Origin of the sequence: Nonomuraea corallina, assembly GCF_027620315.1 — a bacterium.
Classification (GTDB): Bacteria; Actinomycetota; Actinomycetes; order Streptosporangiales; family Streptosporangiaceae; genus Nonomuraea; species Nonomuraea corallina.
The window spans coordinates 46,896-65,667 of record NZ_JAPNNL010000004.1 but is presented as its reverse complement, the minus strand read 5'-3'; the positions used below and the strand labels follow the sequence as shown (position 1 = coordinate 65,667).

Genomic DNA, 18,772 nt, shown 5'->3' with positions numbered 1-18,772 from the left:
GACCGCTGAAAGCCGCTACGGCCGTTGAACCCGCCGCCCCACCCACCCTCCGGGCAGATGGAACGTCCAGCCGGGCTGCCAGTCGAACGGCTGATCGACCAGTTCGGCGAGCGGCACGTCGTGCAGAAGGTGCTGCAGGGCCCAGCGGTTGGCCGAGTGCGAGATCAGCAGCACCTTCTTGCCGTCCCACTCCACCGCCAGCTCGGCCAGGAAGTCGCTCGTCTGCTCCACCACGTCCCGGTAGCTCTGGCCGCCGGGCCACGGCTCGTTGATGTGCCGGGCACGCCGTGCCTCCAGCAGGCTCACCGGCATGCCGTCGAACTCGCCGTAATGGCACTCGCGCAACCGCCGGTCCTGGAACAGAGGGATGCCCGAGTCCCCCAGGGCGACCCGCGCGGTCTGCACGGCGCGGTACAGGTCGGAGCTGAACACCGCGTCCAGCCCGTCGTCGCGGCGGCGCTCGCCGAGTTCGGCGGCCAGGGCCAGGCCGCGTTCGGACAGTTCGCCGGGCAACCAGCCGCTCGCGATGCCGGTCTCGTTGTGGACGCTGATCGAGTGCGTCTCGTACACGATCTCCACACTCATCGGCGCTCCCGGCACGTCGGATCCCGTCCTCGCGTTTTCAGGCTATGGGGGCCGCAGCCGGACAGGGCGCTTTGGAGGTCACGCTGAGAGCGTACGGACCGCCGGAACCCCTCAGTTCACCACGAGCGCAGAGGCACCGGGGAACCGCTCCGCGGAACAGCGTCCGCGTCGCGAGTCCGGAACGCCAGCGCCATCCCGAGAAGAAGCCCAGCGCCCGCGATCGGCATCCACGACAGCGTGGATGACGGGACGAAGTGCTCGGTGAGTCCCGCCCGGTCGAGCACGGCCGCCGCGGCGGCCCCAGGAAGCAAGGAGCCGAGGCTCGAAACGACGGCCAGAGCGCCGAGCCCGGCAGAATCACGCCTGGTGAAAGGCCGCCCTTTCACGGTGACGCTCAGCACCAGCGCGGCCAGGCCCGCGCACAGCCCACCCAGGAGGACGTCCGCGCGGGAGAGCACCTGCTCGCCGACGGTGGCTCCCCAGACGTTCAGCCCGAACTCCCCCTCGTCGAGTACGACCCCGGAGGGAAGTGGCGGGGGCCCGTCGGTCGCCACGCGGATGCCGACGTACGCGCCCGCCTGCGTAGCGCCGTTGATCACGTAGGCGACGCCCCAGACCGCCAGGGCGGCTCCCGCGACCCTCACGAGACGAAGGGCCGAGCCGGCGAAGGATCGAGTCATGAGTGCCCCTGTGGCGCGTCGACTGCCGCCAGTATGTCGCCCAGCGGTCGCGCGTCAAGGCGCTGGGGGAGGGTGACGCGCCGTACGAGCTGGTGGTGCGGGTCGTTCCGGTCGAAGTGGTGTGCATGGTGGTCGATGCCGGAGCCGTTCGCCCGGTGCGCCGGGGTGCAGAGGCTCAAGCCGAGCACGGGCGGGGGGGTGCCGATCGTGGCGGAGCGGTCGGCTGGGGCTGTACGGCTGCGTTCCGCAGGGTTCGCCACGTGCCCCGCCGCCCGATGCGTACGGGTCCCGGTGCGCGGCCGCGAGGCGCTGAACGTTTCACGGGCCGCCGCTGGTCGCCCTGGAGGCGGGAGGGCCCGCGGTTGACGGCAGGCTGCGGACATGGGATCAATCGGTCGGAAAGCGCTTGCCCGGACCGTCGTGCGCTCGTCAGGCCGCCGATGGAAGCGACGACCCCTGAAGAGCCGCTACGGCCGCTGAACCGGGCCGTCCTGGAGGCCTCGGCTCTTGACGGCCGATCTGGCCTTCCTGCTCAGCCTGGTGGACAATCCCCGGCAGGCTACGTGAGCGCGCGGGACCGGAGTCACCTGCGTCGCTCGCGCCGGTCGGAGATCCGCGCCACGCACCGTGGGTCGTGCTAGCCGGGGTGCCTTCTGAGGGCCGCTACGGGCGTTGGGCGTTCGAGTGGGCCGCGTGTGTGAGGTGGTGGAGGCCGGCGCGTATGCGTTTGTCTCCCAGTTCCGGCAGGAGGGCGGATACGTGTTCGGCCGACAGGGCGGCCAGGACGGCGTGGGCGGTGTAGTCGGGGTCGGGGGTGCCGTTGAGGAGGATTGCCACGTGCCGGTGCCAGAACCGGTAGGCCCCGATGCGGTAGCGGGCGCCGGATCCGCCACCTGACCCCGAGCCCGGGAAGACGGCGGGCCGATGGGCTACAGTCGTCCGCCGTGGCTGAATCCTCCCCCTATCTGAACGTGATCGCGGGTGCCTACGACGCGCTCGCCGACCTGTACGCCGACTTCGTGCGGGGCTCGCTCGACCGGTTGCCGCTGGATCGGTCGGTGGTCGGCGCGTTCGCCGACCTGGTCCGGGCCGGTGGGGTGCGGCGGGTCGTCGAGGCCGGGTGCGGGCCCGGCTACATGACGGCGCATCTGCGGGATCTGGGGCTGGACCCCTTCGGGGTCGATCTGTCTCCGGCGCTGATCGAGATCGCCCGAGCGGACTACCCTGACCTGCGGTTCGAGGTCGGTTCGATGGGGGCGATCGACGTGGCCGACGGGGAGCTGGGCGGGCTGCTCTCCTGGTACTCCATGATCCACATCCCGCCGCCGGAGCTGCCGCCGTATTTCGCCGAGTTCCGCCGGGTGCTGGCGCCAGGGGGACATCTCCTGGTCGGGTTCTTCGAGTCCGAGGGCGACCCAGTGGTGGAGTTCGACCACCGGGTCACCCCGGCCTACCGGTGGCCGATCGACGAGCTGGCCGGGCTGGCGCGCGAGGAGGGGTTCGTCGAGGTGGCGCGGATGCTGCGGGAGCCTCTGGAGGACGAACGGTTCCGCCGGGGCCACCTGCTGATGCGCCGCGACCCGGCGGCCTGATGCGCCGCGACCCGGCGGCCTGATGCGCCGCGACCCGGTAGATCGGCGGGGTGCGGGTCGGTCCGGCGGCGGATGACGGGGACGGTCCGGCGTTCCTAGCCTTCGTTGCCATCGAAGGCCAGTAAGGGGACCACCATGTCGTTGTCGGATCCGATCAGATTTCGCAGGCTCGCCGCCGGAACGAGCCTCATCGTCGCGCCTGTCCTGTATCTCATAGCCGTGGTCGCGGACCCCGCCCTGCGGCAGGGCGGCGGGGACACGGTCGGCGTCTACGGGCGCTACCTGGAGCAGGTGTCGGTCAGCGCGGCGATCCTGCACTGGAGCTGGGTGCTGCTGGTCCCGGGCATCGTCGGCATGATCCACCTGGTGCGCCGCCGCGCCGTGCTCCTCGGCCACATCACGGGCGGGCTGGCCCTGCTCGGCGTGGTGAACTTCTCCGCGCTGATGCTGGGCGACTACTTCTACGCGCGGCTGGAGCGCTCGCTGCCGCCCGCCGAGGGGGCCGCGCTCGGCGACCAGGCGTTCGGCGATCCGGGGGTGGTGTTCGGGTTCCAGATCCCGGGCTTCGCCGGGATCTTCGGGCTGTTCGGGCTCGGGCTCGTGCTGGCGTACTGCCGGCGCGCGCCCTGGTGGGCGCCGTTCGCGATCCTCGCGGGCATCTTCACGGCGCCGATCTTCCCGATCGGCACGGTCGTGGGCGGGCTGCTGTACGTGGCGGGGGCCGGGATCATCGGTCTGCGCATCGTACGGATGAGCGACGCCGAGTGGGCCGGCGAGCAGGATCAGCCGGTCGGGAACCTGGCGCGCACGCGGTAGCCGCGGCCCGGCAGGGGCCCGGCCGACAGGTCGCCGCCGTGCATGGCGACGCGTTCACGCATCCCGATCAGGCCGTGCCCGCTGCCGCCGCCCTCTCCGCCGCCCGGGCCGTCGTCGGTGACCTCCACGGTGACGGAGGAGGGGGCGTAGGCGACGGTGACGGCGATCCGGGTCGCCCGCGCGTGTTTCAGCGCGTTGGTCAGCGCCTCCTGGGCCACCCGGTACGCCGACAGGTCCAGGCCCGGGGGCAACGGCCTGGGATCGCCCTCGACCCGCAGGTCCACGGCCGGACCGGCCTCCTCGACCTGGGCGGCGAGGGCGTCGAGCCGGTCCAGCCCGGCGGCGTGCGGTTCGGCGCCGGCGGCGGCAGGGCTGCGCAGCATGCCCAGCATGAGCCGCAGTTCCTCGATGGCCTCGCGGCCCGCCCGTTCGACGCCGGTCAGCAGCGCGCGTTCGCGCTCGCGGTCCGGGTCGTCGCGGAGCATCATCCGTACGCCGCCCGTGTGCAGGGTCATGAGGCTGACGTTGTGGGAGACGATGTCGTGCAGCTCGCGGGCGATCCGCGCCCGCTCGCCGGCGAGCGCCTGCCGGGCGCGCTCCTCGCGCTCGACCTCCAGCCGGGTGGCCTGCCGGGTGACGCGCAGCGTCTGGTCGATCTGGCGGCGCAACAGGATGCCGCTGGCGTACGCGACGCCGACGAAGATGGCGCTGATCAGCACTTCCGCTAGGTCGTTGTGCTGAAATGTCTGCAAGTAGGCGTACGCGAGCAGCACGCTCCCCAACCCCGCCAGCCCCCGCCGGGAACGCAGCTCCGCCGCGCTGGCCACGGTGTGCACCAGGATGAGCGTCGAGTAGAAGTGCCAGGCGGCGTAGTAGCCCGCGTCCGTGACCTCCCGCACGCCGAAGCCCACGGCCACCAGCGCGAGCAGCATGCTCATCGGGAACCGCTGCCTGAACAGCAGCAGCACCCCGGCCGCGGCCGCGCCGACGGCCAGCGGCACCGGCCGGCTGATCTGGCCAGGCTCGAACCCCTGCCGCCCGAACGACTCGACCTGCCCGGCGACGACCACGGCGAGCGCCAGCAGCACGTCCAGCCGGCTCGGCCGCCAGCCTCCGCCGCGCGTCATGGCCGGCCTGGGCGGACGAAACCGGACTCGTAGGCGAACACCACCGCCTGGAGACGGTCACGCACGCCCAGCTTGCGCAGGACCTGGGCGACATGGCCGCGGATCGTCGCCTCGCTGATCCCCGCCTCCGTCGCGATCTCCCGGTTGGACAGGCCACGGGTCAGCAGCCGCAGCACGTCCAGCTCGCGCGGGGTGAGGGTGTCCAGCTCCGGAGGCGGCGAGAGCGGCTGCGCGGCGAAGGACGCGATGACCCGCAGGGTGACCGCCGGATCGATCATCCCGTCGCCCGCCGCCGCGACCCGCACCGCCTCCACGAGGTGCTCGGGGGGCGAGCTCTTCAGCAGGAAGCCGCTGACCCCGGTACGCAGGGCGGCGTGCAGGTTCTCGTCGCTGCCGAAGGTCGTCAGCATCACGATCCGCGGCGGTGCGGGGTTGGCGAGCAACGTCGTGGCGGCGGCCAGGCCGTCCAGGCGCGGCATGGCGATGTCGAGCAGCAGCACGTCCGGCCGTTCGCGCCGCGTCACCGCGACGGCCGCCACGCCGTCGGCCGCCTCGCCGACCACGTCCACGCCGGGGGCGTTCTCCGCCACCAGCCGCAGGCCCGCTCTGATCATGGCGTGGTCGTCGGCGATGACCACTCTGATCGTCATGTCTCATCCGGCATGGCTAGATCGTATTGAGACTGGATAAAACATGCCATATCCGGCAGGCGGGGCTGGGCCGCCCCCGCCTGCGCCGATCAGCGGATGCCTCCTCCCCCGGCAGGCGGAGGGAACCGGCCCGGCCGCACAGGCTCACGGCGGCGTCATGGACGCCGGCCGGCTAACGAACGCCGCGGAGCCGCCTCTCGGCGTCACGGAGCACGCCCGGCACCAGCAGGCGATGGACCGCCGACAGCGCGCGCCACACGCCGCGGCCCGGGGGCCGGTCATAGCGCAGGAAGGTCCCGAGTGACACCTGCCCGCCGCTCGTCCGTACGAGAAGCTCGCAGGACAGGAACCAGGACGCGGCTTCGAGCCGGATCCAGTCGCCGCCGCGTCCGTTGATCCGCCACCCGGCCACCGTGTCCGGCGATCGTTCCCGGCTCAGACGCAGCCCGAGGAGGACGCCCCAGATGAACCGCTCCCCGGCGTCGGGAACGTCGCCGAACATCGCGCGGGCCCACTGCTCGGGGGCGGCCTTCTGCCCGGTGGAGAGCGTGAAGAGGTCGGCGTAGTCGATCCGGGACAAGGAACTGAGGGCGCGGACGGACTCGGGCACCCGCCTCCCCACCGCGCTTTCCACTGACGAGCCGGTCATCCGCCCGCCTCCTTCGATATATACGCAGCCGTATAATGGAGGTTAGCGCGTACTATACGGCGGCGTATATATCGTTGAGAGGTGAGGTGGCACACATCGTGGGCGCGACCCGGACGCCGCGTGAGAAGTGGATCGAGGAAGGGCTGCGGACCCTGGCCGCCGGAGGTCCCGACGCCGTGCGGATCGAGGCGCTGGCCAAGCGGCTCGGCGTCACGAAAGGCGGCTTCTACGGCTACTTCGCCGACCGCGACGCGCTCCTGACGGCGATGCTCGACACTTGGGAGCGGGAGAGCGTGGACGAGGTCCTCGACCGCGTCGAGCGCGAAGGCGGCGACCCGAAGGCCCGCATCCAGCGCGCGGGCATGCTCACCTTCTCCAGCGGCCGCCTGCTCCCCATCGACCTCGCCGTCCGCGACTGGGCCCGGCGTGACGAGGCGGTGGCCGAGCGCCTGCGGCGGGTCGACAACCGGCGCATGGGGCTGCTGCGCGAGATGATCGGCACCTTCTGCTCCGACCCGGACGAGGTCGAGGCGCGAAGCATGCTCGCCTTCTGCGTGGCCATCGGTGAGCACTTCCTCGTCGCCGACCACGGCGACCGCACCCGGGCCCAGGTCCTCGCCCGCGCCGCCGACCTGATCCTCGACCGCACCCCGGAGGACCACTAGCGTGCCGCCCGGCCACACCGCACCAGAGGGGGCCCGACGATGCTGCTGACGCGCCTCGCGGCTCCCCGCTCACCGGGCGGCTGGTCAGGTGACCTGCCCCTGGTACGCGATCTCGTCGAGCACGGGCTGACCTTCACCCAGCCGGTCACCTTCCTGGTCGGTGCGAACGGGTCAGGGAAGTCGACGCTGGTCGAGGCCATCGCCGACGTGTGCGGCATCAACTCCGAGGGCGGCAAGGCGGGGACGAGGTACTCCTCGACCGGCGAGCCCACCGCGTTGGGCGCGGTCCTCGACGCCGAACTCACCACCACCGGACTCCGGCTGCTGCACGGCCCTCGCCGCAAGCGGCGGGCGTTCTTCTTCCGCGCCGAGACGCTGTTCAACCTCGGCCGGAACGTGTCGGGCCTGCCGGGGTACTGGGACGACGACCTCGCCCAGCAGTCCCACGGCGAAGGATTCTTCACCGTACTCGACCGCATGGTGTCGGGGCCGGGGCTGTACCTGATGGACGAGCCGGAAGCGGCGCTGTCGTTCCATTCATGCCTGCGCCTGGTCGGCCTGATGCACCGGGTCGCGCGGGAGGGCGGCCAGATCATCTGCGCCACGCACTCACCGATCCTCGCCGGCCTGCCGGGCTCCCAGATCATCGAGGTCGGCGAACACGGCCTCCGCACGACGGAATGGCAGAACCTGCAACTGGTCGACGACTGGCGGCGCTTCCTGGCCAAACCGGATTTCTACCTGCGCTACGTCCTGGACACGGACCCCGGCTGACGAACGCATCCACAGCTCTCCGGACGAGGAGAAGGTCAGGCCAGGCTTGCGAGCAGTTCGGACACGCGGATGGTGGCACCGTGGTCTGAACCGTAGAGCCGGGTGAGGTCATCGCGCAGGTTGCTGAGCGTTGATCGGGCCTGGTCAACGGCACCGATGCCGACTTCCAGCTCGCCTACCTGGCGCCGCAGTTCCAGGAGCCGCGCGTCGTCCTCGGGGAAACGGCTCGTCTCGTCCGCCAGCAGCTCGCGCATGATGTGGAGCGCGAGCTCGGGATCGCCCGCGTGGAGGTGACAGGTGGCTTCCTGCAGCCTGCACTGGGATATCTGCTCGTGGTCGGGCGCCGCCTGCCGGAGCAGGTCGTCCGCGATCCGCTGGAACTCGCGTGCGGCCCGCCGGTGGTCCTGGCAGTCGAACAGGACATTCGCGAGCTGCCAGCGCAGGCCGATCACATCCGGGTCCACCGCACCCAGGTTGTCGCTCGCCGGCGCGGCGGTCCGGGCGAGCACGTCCGCCGCGTCTCCGTATCGCGACTCCTTGACGAGAGACATCGCCCGCCTGCGAGCGAGCCTGATGTCGCTGCGGCTGAACTGGTCATCTGCGGGAGCGTTCATCGTGGCGGGGACCGATGATCGGACTCCGTCGGTGAGCGTGCGGCTGATCGCGTGCGCGTACATCCTGGTGGGGCTGGATCCGGGGGTGGCCATGTCGCCGAGCGGACCCGTCCCCGCCAGATACGGCATGAGCCGATCATGCACCTCGGCCGCCGTCGCCGGGCGATCCTCCGGCTGCTTTTCCAGCATCGCGAGGATCAGCTCGTCCAGCGCCCTCGGGACGTCCGGCCGGAGCTGCCCGACCGCGACGGGACGCGCGTTGATGTGCTGGTCCATCACGCTGTACTCGGACGGTCCGGTGAACAGATGCCGCCCGGTGAGGAGCTCGTGCAGCACGGCGCCCAGCGAGTAGATGTCGCTTCTCTCCGTGGGCTGGCCGGCACTGACCTGCTCAGGGGACATGTAGGCGGCGGTGCCGAGCTGCTGGCCGGTTCTGGTCAGCCTGGTCAGCGCGGGATCGTCCATCAGCGCCAGGCCGAAGTCCACCACCTGGATGGAACCGTCCCGGCGCAGCATGAGATTGGGCGGCTTCAGGTCGCGGTGCAGGATGCCGAGCTCGTGCGCCGCCGCCAGCACGGCCGCTACCTGGGCGCCGATGGACGCGACCCATCCCAGCGGGAGAGGCCCGTGTTCGGCGACGACGTCGTCGACCCCGGTGCCCTCGACGAACTGCATCACCATGAGCAGGCGGCTTCCCCGCGCCGGGTCCTGATAGCTGCCGAAATCATGCAACACGGGCGCACCGGGGTGGGCGAGCCTCGACATGATCTTCGCCTCGTGGGTGAACCGGGCCTCAAGTTCCGGATCAGGCATCCCATCCGGGAACCGGATGAACTTGATCGCCACCCGGCGGCCGAGCTTCTCATCCTGGGCGCCCCACACCACGCCCATACCGCCCCTGCCCAGGTGGACGGGGTCAAGCCGGTAGCGATCGAGGACGAGGGTCACCCATGCCTCCACAAAGGGCGGATCACTCGGGATGCAGGCTTCCGTTGAAGAGGCCGTCGATGCCGGCCGCCACGAGATTATCGCTGATCTCGCGCAGCGCGCGGGTGGCGTCCTCGTAGGCCAGCAGGTGGCGGAAGGCTTCCCCGTACCGGCGCTGCTCGTCGATGGCCAGTCTGGGCACCTGCGCACGACGGGGATCGAGCCGGACAGAGGTACCGTGCCGAACTCGTGAGCTGCTGGCCGCGCGCAGGCATCCGGCCAGGAAGTGAGGGTCGAGCCGGTCGGGGTCGGTGCGGATGAGCAGGAGTTGAGGGCCGAGGACCGCCCCTGATTCCGTCATGACACGGGGGAACCAGCCGCTGTCCGTGACGATCGGAGAGACGATGTCGTCGCGTTCCACCCGCGCCAGGCCGGGCGCGTCGGCGCTGCGACCCGTGGGCGCTCGTCCCAGCAGGAGGTCCTTCGTGGTGAGGACGGGAAGCTCCCCTTCGCCGGGGAGTTTGAGCGGGCCTTGCAGGATGGTCACGACCCCGGCACGGGCGAGTTCTCCGATGCTGGACATCGCTCGTTCGTGCCTTTGGGTGGCCGAGAGGCGAGGCAGGGTGGCGGCCAGTGACTTGGCCAGTGCCGCCGCCTTCTCACGCAGGGCGGAGAAGCTCGACGCGTCCGGTTGCCTGAGGACCGTGATCCGACGGCTGGTCGTCAGGTCGACCTCTTCGTCCAGGAGGTCGATGATCCTCACGGCGTCGCTGCCTTGGGGAAGGCCCTTGGACGAGCAGAACGCCTGCCAGGCGGTTTCGGCGAGCGCGAGATCCTCTCCGGCGTCCACCATCAGCACCTCGGACGGTGGTGCGACGCCGGCCTCGGGACGGCGCAGGACCCACAGGTCGGGAGCTCCGCTGGAAGCGGGAGCGGCGCCCGCCGAGAGCGTGATGATCGCCCGGAGTGCTCCGGCACGCAGCAGATTTCCGCGGACCCGTCGACCGGGCCGGCGGCTCGCGGCGACGCCCGGCATCATGATGACCACCGTGCCACCGGGCCGGACGTGTGCCAGGCAGTGCTGCACCCAGGCCAGTTCGGACTCGCCACGGGGCGGCAGGCCGTACTCCCAGCGGGGATCGCTGGTCAGCTCCTCGTAGCCCCAGCCGCGCTCGCTGAAGGGAGGGTTGCAGATCACGACCTCGGCCTGCTCCCCGGCGAAGGCGTCGGCGCGCAGCGAGTCACCCGTCTCGACGCGCGACTCGTAGCCGTGGAACCGCAGGCGGAGGGCGGCCAGGCGGGCCGCGCTCTCGCTCACGTCCTGGCCGAGGGTGAGCGATCCGGAGGATTCGAGGAGAAGCGTCCCTATTCCGCATGCCGGGTCGAGCACCGTACGGCCGGAGGTGTCGCCGATGCGTGCCATGAGCCTGGCCACGTCTCGAGGGGTGGCGAGCAGTCGGCGGGAGTGCAGATCCACATAGCGATCACAGATGCCGTCGAACGCCTCGGCCGGCCCTTCGGCCCGGCCCACCTCGACGATAGCCGCGACGAGCCCCGCATCGACGTCCAGGCCGTACGGAGCCGTTTCCCGCATCTCGACGAACAGGGTTTTCTCATCGAGGCCGGGTTCCCGCTGGAGGCGGAGGAGCACGGTCCCGGCGAATCCCACGGCCTCGCCGAGCCGCAGGTCGTCGGTGGCCGAGCGGAGTCTCTGCCAGAGCCGCTCGACCGGCGCCACCTCCACGTAGCGGTTGTGCCGGCGAAGCCAGCCTTCGACCTCGACCAGGGAGAAGGCCGGGCTGGTCGCGGTTCCGCCCACAGGCTGGGGAAAATCGTCGAACCGCTTGCGCCAGTTGCTGACCGCGGCCCGGCCGACGTCGGCAAGCCGGGCGATGTCCGCCGCGTTGACCGTGACGTCGTCGCGCATCTATCGGCCCTCTTCCGGCAGCCAGAGATCATGTCCCGTACGGCGGAGCCGCTCGCGGTAGTCCTCATGACCGGGAAGCGCCCGCTCCACGATCCGCCAGAACTCGGCGCCGTGATCGGCCCGGTGGAGATGCGCCAGCTCGTGCACCAGCACGTAGTCGATCAACGTCGGCGGTAGCTGCATCGTCGCCCAGTGGATGTTGACCTGGCCGTCACGGGAGCACGAGCCCCAGCGATAGCCGAGCGGGCGCACGCGCAGCCCGCTCGGCTCGACCCCGATCCGCGTCACCCACGGCTGCACCCTCCTGGTCAGCCAGGGCGCGCCGACCCGGCGGTACCAGTCGACCAGCTCCTTCGCGCCACCGCCTCGGGCCAGCTCCAGCCTCCCGCGGATCAGGCGTACGTCACCGGAGTCGACGACGCGCAGCCGGTACGAACGACCGAGATACAGGAACCCTTCACCGGAGACGAACTCCTTGTCCGGCGGCGCCTCGCCGAGATCCCGCTTCTCGGCGACCTTGCCGTAGAGCCACGAACGTTTGGCCTCGACCACCTTGGTCAGCTCGGTACGGGAAACCTGCGAGGGGACGACCGCGGTGATGGAGGCGTCCCGTTCCACCGTGAGCCGCACGCTCTTGCGGCGCTCACTGACCGAGACGGCGACCTCAAGGTCGCCGACCCGCAGGACTCCAGGAAAATCACTCACGGTCACCAGCATGCCAGGCTCATGCCCTCGGGATATCCGCCCGGTTCTGCTGAACCACGTCACGCGCCATGTCGGCGACCGGACCCAGCCGATGGAAATCGCCCAGATCGTGGGTGACCAGGATCTCCAGGATCTCCTTGCGGAAGTCCTCCACGTCCTGCCTCTTCTTCCAGAAGTCCAGGCGGTGGACGGTCCGCGCCGCCTTCTGGTAGATCTCCCGGCTGGCCTCGACGTACCGCGGGTCGTCGACGTCCTCGGCGGAGGTGGCCAGCTCGGTCAGCAGCAGGCCGAACAGGGCGTTCTCGACGGAACTGAGGTTGTGCGGGTTGTCCCGCCGATCCGCCACGATGTCCTCCATCAGATCCTTGAACGCGAGCAGCTGCTGGTCCCATTCGTCCTTGAGCTCGGTGATGATCTGCTCCAAACGCTCGCTGAGGAGCTGGTAGCGGGCCGGGTCCTGGCCGCGGTGCACCTCGATGTGGTGCCTGATGGCGTTCTCCATCACCGACGCCTTGGACCGCGAGCCGCCGGTCATCTCCTCGACCTTGGCCGCGAAGTTGGCCGCGGTCAGCGCGATGGGCGGAAGCTGCTGCTCGATGCCGAGCGACATCACGTGCTCGTCGATCAGCACTTTGATCTTCTTGCCGTACGCGCCGGGATCGAACTCTCCGCCGTCCACGTAGTAGCGCCGGTTCGCGGTCAGCTTGATGACCATGAACCGCTTGAGGTCCGGCAGGTACGGCTTCGCGGCCGGATCGGGCAGGACCGTGTTGACCGTACGGGCGAAGATGGCCAGCTCGGCGCTGAACCTGTCGCGCAGCTGCGGATCGGCCAGGTCCAGGACGCAGCCGTCCACGTCGGTGTGATCGCGGAACATCATCCGGAGCCGCTGCACCTGCGGTTCCAGCTTGGCGATCTCGACCCGCATCTCGCGTAGCGCGTCCGCGACGTCCCCGCCTTCCCCGGAGTCGAAGCTGTCGTCGGCGTAGACGCGCAGCGCGTCCACCAGGTTCTGCGCCACGCCGCGGTAGTCGACCACGTAGCCGTACGGTTTGCGGTCGGCCGTACGGTTGACCCGGGCCACCGCCTGGAGCAGGTCGTGCATCTCCATCTTGCGGTCCAGGTACATCACCTGCTCGATCGGCGCGTCGAAGCCGGTCAGCAGCATCGACTTGACGATCACGAAGGCGATGTCGTTCTCCCCGAAGGGCCGGGTGAAGCCGTCGACACGCGCCTTCTGCTTGTTCTCGTCGGTCCACTCGTCGAACCGGCTCTCGCCCTCCGCGTCCCCCTTGGAGATGACCGGCACGAAGTCGATCCGCTTGAGCAGGTCGAGCTGCCGGTAGGCCCGGACGAGCTGGGCCTGGCGCGGCCTCAGGTCGTCAGGGTCGCGGTCCAGCAGCTTCGGCGGCAGGTTCATGACGTCCCTGACCAGCTCGTCGCGGGCGTCGAGCAGCGCCTCCCGGTAGCGCAGCGTGGTCTCCCGGTCGTGCGCGACCACCTGGGCCTTGAAGCCCTCGGGCAGCACCTTGTCCACGTAGTGGCGCAGCATGTGGTTGGCCTTCACGTCCACGAGCTTCTGCGCCGTCGAGACCGTCCCCTTGGTGGCCCAGCGCTGCTGGAGCTGCTGCCGCTCCTCGTCTGTGAGGTCCTCGAACGCCTCCTCGAAGAGCTCGTCCAGGTCCTGGCCGTCACGGAGCGCGCTCTTGACCCTGTAGCCCTCGTACAGGATCGGCACGATCACGCCGTCCTCTTCGGCTTCACGGAGGCGGTAGGTGTCGATGAACGAGCCGAAGAGCTGCACGCTGGTCTTGCGCCGGCCCTTCTTCGTCATGATCGGTGTGCCGGTGAAGCCGATCCGGGCGGCGTTGGGCAGCGCCTCGCGGAGGTTCGAGCCGAGGGAGGCGGTGTGCGAGCGATGCACCTCGTCGATCAGCACCACGATCGAGTCGTCGGCGTTGACCTCGCCCAGGTCCATACGGTCCTTGGGGGAGCCGTCCTGGTTCTTCTGGATCATCACGAAGACGACGCCGGGGCCGCTCCGGCCGAGGTACGTCTTGGCGCGGGCGCTGCTCTTGGCGATGTCCACCTTCTCGCCGCTCAGCTGCATGGTCTCCTGGAGCTGGTCCTGGAGCTGGGTGCGGTCGGTGACGGCCACCACCTTGTAGTGCGCGAGCTCCACGATCGACCGCAGCCGACGGACCAGGAACGTCATGGTGAGGCTCTTGCCCGAGCCCTGGGTGTGCCAGATGATCCCGCCGCGCTGACCCGGCTTGCCCGTCAGCAGCCTGTGGACGGTCCGCTCGACCGCCCGGAACTGCTGGTAGCGGGGTGCCACCTTGACCGTCGTGCCGGTGTCGATGGTCATGAAGGTGACGAAGTTGTGGACGATGTTGAGCAGGTTGACCGGGTCGAGCACGCCCGCGGCGAGGATCTCCTGCTTGCTGAGCTGCTTCTCGGTCTTGTTCCGCCGGGTGGCCAGCTCGGTCATGGTCAGCGGGTACGGGTCGCGCCAGGGGACGTAGTGCTCGTGGGCGGCGGTGATGGTGCCGAGCCTGGCGTCCTCGCCGCTGGTCGCGACCGTCAGCTGTACGGAGTGGAAGAGTTTCGGGGTGTCGGTGGCGTAGCGGCGGATTTGGCCCATTGCTTTGCCGAGGTCGCTCTCGGTGGGGGTCTTGCACTCGATGACTACGAGGGGGATGCCGTTCACGAACAGGACGAGGTCGGGGACGATCGGCTTGCTGCCGCCGGTGCCGGGGACGTCCACGCGGAATTGGTTGACGACGGTGAAGTCGTTGTTGCCCGGGGTCTTCCAGTCGATGAAGTGCACCGTCCGGTCCCGGCCGCCGTCCGGGCCATCGACGGCGACGCCGTTGATCAGTTTGTCGGTGACGTGCTTGTTGGCTTCCAGGAGGCTGGCGGCGGGGACTCGGGTCAGGGCGTTGTGGGCCTGGCTGATCCTGGTGTCGTCGAGCCAGGGGTGGCCTTGGTCGTCGAGGTTGATGCGGGCGAGCGCGTCCCGTACGTGGTCTTCAAGGATCACTTCGTCGAAGGTGGTGCGCAGGGACGCCTTGGCGATGAGGGGCAGGACGGCGCCTTTCTCGGCGCCGGCTGCGTGTTTCCAGCCCATGCTTTTGAGCTGCTCGATCAGGGGACGTTCCACCAACGTGTATTCGTAGTCGGCCACCGTCCGACTCCCTCCGTAAACCGTCTAACATTGTTCCCCCGAACAAATAGCCGCGTTACCGGGACAAGTAGGAGCCTGCCCAAGTCGGGGCTAAAGACTTTCGTGTACGGCTTCCCTCTCCGGAACCCGAACCCGTCCGGTCAGCAGGTCTTCCATCAAACCCTGCCTGAATACCTTCAGGCGCTGCAGTCGATCGGACTCGCTGGCGATTCGCCCTGCTCCAGTGCTTGCCACATCGATAAGTCGTTTCTGGAGTTCGATGGCGGGAAGCGGGATAGGCATGTTTTTTAGCTGAGTCGAGTTGATGCTGGCCAGATTTGTCGTTTGCTTAGCGATGCTGAGAAAGTAGCGCTTTCCCTGGTGTGATGAGGAATACGCTGCAAGATACTCTGGTAGCAGGCGAGTCTTGTCGCAACGAACGCGGAAGACGTGGTTTTGGCAGATACAAGGGTCAATCCTGGCGTCCCACACCGCACCGCGCCCGAGCTTGTCGAGGTCCCCGCCCTCAGTCAGAAGAACATCTCCTGCTTCGAGCAGGTAGCGCTTCGCGTCCGCACGACTGACTCGCACGTTCTTCATCTCGGATGTGTCGATAAATCCGTCCTGGACATTTGCCACACGCAAGTAAGGAAGCTCGACTGAACCGCCAGTCTCTGTTCCTAGGGTCACGCCGCTCGTGATGCTCGCAAGTGTTACGAGCGGAAGGACCGCATCGGCCAAGTCGACGATTCGCGTGAGCTCATCAGTGATGACTGCAGTTGTGACGGCCTTGATTTTTTCGAGAACATCTTGCTGGTTTTCGATCTGAGCGTCGAGAGTGTCGAGGATCTCCGCGATCCGCCGCTGCTCCCTGGATGGTGGTACTGGAACTGACATCCATGTCAACTCGCTGCGCGAAAGTTCGATCTGGTTGGTGGATCCTGTGTAGCAATGTGACTCTAGGTGTCGCTGGCCCCAACTTGTACGGAGTAGTGCATTGATCCAGCGCGGCTCTGCTTTTGTTCGGTCAACGCGGATCACTGTCACATGACTGTCCACCATGAACATATTCGACTTGTCGAAGATGCAGCTACGGCCAATCGTTCCAGTGCCGGTGGAGTTGAGAAGTACGTCTCCAGGAGCAGCCCACAGAATGCGCTTGTGGCGTCGATCGTGTGGGCGAGCATTGCTGGCGTCAAAACCAGAATTCTGAATACAGCGTTGACCGATTGCCAGGACCGGGCTGTTCTCGACGTATGTTGGAGCTGTCCCTCGCGAGACCAAATGGCAGAGGTCTCTAAGTATGCTTTCTGGCCAGTCAGCCTCCGTTGGGATACCTATCGAATGCTCACGCATAGCCCAACTCCTTGAGGTAGTTCTCCAAGCGGGCCGCAACCGCTTCGCGTTGCGCTTCCAAGTCGCGCAACGTGACCGCATACTTCTCGGCCCAGGTTTGGAATGCCGACTCGGCCAGTCGGCGGGCGGCAGCCGTACAAGATTCTAGGCGGGCTGAGAGTTGCGTTCGGAGGACATCGATCACAAGGTCGCGGCGGGAGTCGTTGTCGAGTGCGCCAACAGCCATGCGGAGCCGGGGCAGGAAGTGGTCCTCCAGCTTGCCGACCTTCTTGCGGGCGGCGGCCGTACGCGCCTTGAGATTTTTGAGTTCGGTCCCGGAAAGCTGCTCCTCGGCAGGTTCGTCCTCGTCGTCCTCGGACGGTTTGGCCGTGGCCGCCTTGAGCTGAGCGTTCAACTCGGCGTACTCCGCCTCTGCCTCCTCCAACTCCATGAGGTAGTCCGGGATCAGAGCGGGCACGACCCGATGGTCACGTGCCTTGCGCTTCTCCGCAGCGATCTTCTGTTTGTCCCAGTACTCGACTTCTTCTTCGTCCAGCTCGAACGCCGACTCGATCGTGGTCAGCCAGCCCTCGACCACGCCTTCGAACCCATTGAGTCCAAGTGTCTTGATGTCGTACTGCGCCTCGCCCCACCACGCGGCCACGATGCCGGCCAGCTCGAACCGGTCGAGCACCTTCAGGGGCAACAACTCGGTGACGAAGGAGTCGAGCAGCTCGGCCCGGGTCTCCATGACCTTGTGCGTGTCGGGTAGTTCGACCAGCCGCTTGCTGTGCCGTACCCACCACTCGGAGAACGCCTTGCGCAACCGGGCCTCAGTGGGCTCGGCCAACGAGGGAAGGCGCTCGGCGGTCGCCTTCCACCCCTCGGGCAGGAAGTCGTAGTAGTCAGCATCGCGCTCGACGAACAACTCGGCCGGGTCGATGCCGAACGCCTCGAAGAGTCCCGCCTTGGCTGCCACCTCCGCCTTGGGGACGCCGCCGTGCAGGTGGGCGCGGACGTCCTGGGGCTCGGGCGGCGGGGTGTTGTCGACGTACCGCCGGATGTTGAGGTTGAAGTCGTTCTTCCGCAACTCCTTGATGTCCACGACGCGGGCGAAGCCGGGGATGTCCTGGTACTCCTCGTACGCCGCGACGATCTTCTCGGCGTGCTGCGGGTCGAGGTAGTTCTGCGCCCGCCCGGCGGTGAACTCGCGGTCGGCGTTGATGAACAACACTTTGCGGCGTTGCTCGGCAGGCCGGGGGTCGGTGCCGCGCAGGACGAGGATGCAGGCCGGGATGCCGGTGCCGTAGAAGAGGTTGGGTGCCAGACCGATCACCGCCACCAGGCGGTCGTCCTTGATGATGCCTTCCCGGATCTCCTTCTCCTTGCCGCCGCGGAAGAGCACGCCGTGCGGCATGACCGTCGCGCCGATGCCGTCATGAGTGAGAACGGCGAGCACGTGCTGCGCGAACATGAGGTCCGCCTTCTTGCCGGTCTCGGGCGCGTACCCGTACTTGAAGCGCTCCTTGTGCTTCATGTCGGCGGCCGAGTAGTTGAGCGAGAAGGGCGGATTCGTGAGGACCCGATCGAAGCGGGCGAGCTCTCCGCCTTCGAGGTGTCTGGGATCGGCGAGGGTGTCCTCGTTCTCCAGGTCGGCGTTGAGCACCCCGTGGAGAATCATGTTCATCTTGGAGACGGCCCAGGTCGTGCCCGCCGCCTCCTGCCCTGCCAGGGTCAGGTCCCGAGAGTCCAGGCCGTGCTCGTCGATGTACTCCTTGGCGTGGATGAGCATGCCGCCCGAGCCGGCGCACGGGTCGTAGACGCGCATGCCGGGCCTCGGGTTGACCAGGCGAACCATCATCCGCACCACACCACGCGGCGTGTAGAACTCGCCGCCCTTCTTGCCGGCCGAGTCGGCGAACTGCCCGATCAGGTACTCGTACGCCGCGCCCAGCAAGTCGGGGAACTCGAAGTCCTCGTTGCGCAGCCGCACCCGTTGGAAATGGTCGATGAGCTGCTGCAGTCGCTTGTCGGAGATGGTCGACTGGCCGACCTTGCGCATGAAGTCGATGTGTTCCAGCACGCCTTCGAGGGCGGTGGAGTTGTAGTTGGCCAGCCCTTCCAGCGCCTTGTTGAGCAGGTTGCCGACGTTCTTCTCCCGGGAGTGGTCCCGGATGTGCGACCAGCGGGACTCCTGAGGCACGAAGAAGCTCTCACCCCGGTAGAAGGCGGGGGAGCCCGCCATCCGCTCGGCTTCCTCCTGGCTCTTGCCCTGGGCGAGCCACTTCTTGATGAGCTCGTCGCGCACCACGTCGAACTGGTCGGAAGCGCGCTTCAGGAACAGCATCCCGAAGATGTATTCCTTGAACTCCGAGGCGTCCATCTTGCCGCGGAGGATGTCGGCCGCTCCGAACAGGTGCCGCTCAAGCTGCGGCAACGTCAGCTTCGCCACGAGGTGGCCCATCTCCTTCAGTCAGTGGGACATCCGGCTCAGTCTTGCAGGCGTCTCATCAACGGACACGCGCTTCTCCAGCGTTCCGACCGCACAACCGTTGACAGC

16 protein-coding genes are annotated in these 18,772 nt (G+C 68.3%); 4 read left to right on the top strand and 12 right to left on the bottom strand.

From position 1 onward, the window contains the following. Positions 1-15: 15 nt before the first annotated feature. From OUY22_RS01935 to OUY22_RS01925, 3 genes are all read right to left on the bottom strand, one after another. Positions 16-585, bottom strand: coding sequence for a histidine phosphatase family protein (locus tag OUY22_RS01935; protein ID WP_270152940.1), 570 nt, complete (start codon positions 583-585; stop codon positions 16-18). Positions 586-701: 116 nt separating this feature from the next. Further along, positions 702-1,265 carry a hypothetical protein gene (locus tag OUY22_RS01930; protein ID WP_270152939.1) on the bottom strand — a complete coding sequence of 188 codons (564 nt, stop codon included), beginning with the start codon at positions 1,263-1,265 and terminating at the stop codon, positions 702-704. A 663-nt stretch (positions 1,266-1,928) separates the two neighbouring features. Beyond that, positions 1,929-2,102, bottom strand: coding sequence for a hypothetical protein (locus tag OUY22_RS01925; protein ID WP_270152938.1), 174 nt, complete (start codon positions 2,100-2,102; stop codon positions 1,929-1,931). A 107-nt stretch (positions 2,103-2,209) separates the two neighbouring features. Here OUY22_RS01925 and OUY22_RS01920 point away from each other — a divergent pair, with 107 nt between their 5' ends. After that, positions 2,210-2,857: a class I SAM-dependent DNA methyltransferase gene (locus OUY22_RS01920; RefSeq protein ID WP_270152937.1), complete on the top strand. Its 648-nt coding sequence runs from the start codon at positions 2,210-2,212 to the stop codon at positions 2,855-2,857. A gap of 135 nt (positions 2,858-2,992) precedes the next feature. Then, positions 2,993-3,673 (top strand): hypothetical protein, encoded by a 681-nt coding sequence (locus OUY22_RS01915; RefSeq protein WP_270152936.1) that lies wholly within the window; start codon positions 2,993-2,995, stop codon positions 3,671-3,673. Here the strand turns inward: OUY22_RS01915 and OUY22_RS01910 are convergent. The 3 genes from OUY22_RS01910 to OUY22_RS01900 form a co-directional block, all read right to left on the bottom strand. Then, positions 3,640-4,800 carry a sensor histidine kinase gene (locus OUY22_RS01910; RefSeq protein WP_270152935.1) on the bottom strand — a complete coding sequence of 387 codons (1,161 nt, stop codon included), beginning with the start codon at positions 4,798-4,800 and terminating at the stop codon, positions 3,640-3,642. The genes OUY22_RS01915 and OUY22_RS01910 overlap by 34 nt on opposite strands. Beyond that, positions 4,797-5,450 (bottom strand): response regulator, encoded by a 654-nt coding sequence (locus tag OUY22_RS01905; RefSeq protein WP_270152934.1) that lies wholly within the window; start codon positions 5,448-5,450, stop codon positions 4,797-4,799. The genes OUY22_RS01910 and OUY22_RS01905 overlap by 4 nt, the downstream gene beginning before the upstream one ends. Before the next feature lie 172 nt (positions 5,451-5,622). Then, positions 5,623-6,099 carry a hypothetical protein gene (locus tag OUY22_RS01900; RefSeq protein WP_270152933.1) on the bottom strand — a complete coding sequence of 159 codons (477 nt, stop codon included), beginning with the start codon at positions 6,097-6,099 and terminating at the stop codon, positions 5,623-5,625. Positions 6,100-6,185: 86 nt separating this feature from the next. Between OUY22_RS01900 and OUY22_RS01895 the strand changes: the two genes are divergently transcribed. Then, the gene (locus tag OUY22_RS01895) at positions 6,186-6,764 is read left to right on the top strand and encodes a TetR/AcrR family transcriptional regulator (protein WP_270152932.1); all 579 of its coding nucleotides are present in this window, start codon (positions 6,186-6,188) and stop codon (positions 6,762-6,764) included. A gap of 39 nt (positions 6,765-6,803) precedes the next feature. Beyond that, entirely contained in the window at positions 6,804-7,538 is a 735-nt protein-coding gene (locus OUY22_RS01890; protein WP_270152931.1) for an AAA family ATPase, read from the top strand. A 35-nt stretch (positions 7,539-7,573) separates the two neighbouring features. Here the strand turns inward: OUY22_RS01890 and OUY22_RS01885 are convergent, their stop codons facing one another. The 6 genes from OUY22_RS01885 to OUY22_RS01860 form a co-directional block, all read right to left on the bottom strand. After that, complete coding sequence (locus tag OUY22_RS01885; protein WP_270152930.1) at positions 7,574-9,100, bottom strand: serine/threonine-protein kinase; 1,527 nt, start codon at positions 9,098-9,100, stop codon at positions 7,574-7,576. Positions 9,101-9,122: 22 nt separating this feature from the next. Further along, positions 9,123-11,006 carry an HsdM family class I SAM-dependent methyltransferase gene (locus tag OUY22_RS01880; protein WP_270152929.1) on the bottom strand — a complete coding sequence of 628 codons (1,884 nt, stop codon included), beginning with the start codon at positions 11,004-11,006 and terminating at the stop codon, positions 9,123-9,125. Further along, on the bottom strand, positions 11,007-11,711 hold the full coding sequence (locus tag OUY22_RS01875; RefSeq protein ID WP_270152928.1) for a M48 family metallopeptidase: 705 nt from the start codon (positions 11,709-11,711) through the stop codon (positions 11,007-11,009). 19 nt (positions 11,712-11,730) lie between these two features. Beyond that, positions 11,731-14,898: a type I restriction endonuclease subunit R gene (locus OUY22_RS01870; RefSeq protein WP_270152927.1), complete on the bottom strand. Its 3,168-nt coding sequence runs from the start codon at positions 14,896-14,898 to the stop codon at positions 11,731-11,733. Between the two features lie 90 nt (positions 14,899-14,988). Further along, positions 14,989-16,233, bottom strand: coding sequence for a restriction endonuclease subunit S (locus tag OUY22_RS01865; protein ID WP_270152926.1), 1,245 nt, complete (start codon positions 16,231-16,233; stop codon positions 14,989-14,991). Further along, complete coding sequence (locus tag OUY22_RS01860; protein ID WP_270152925.1) at positions 16,226-18,664, bottom strand: type I restriction-modification system subunit M; 2,439 nt, start codon at positions 18,662-18,664, stop codon at positions 16,226-16,228. Before OUY22_RS01860 ends, OUY22_RS01865 begins: the two co-directional genes overlap by 8 nt. Positions 18,665-18,772 lie beyond the last annotated feature (108 nt).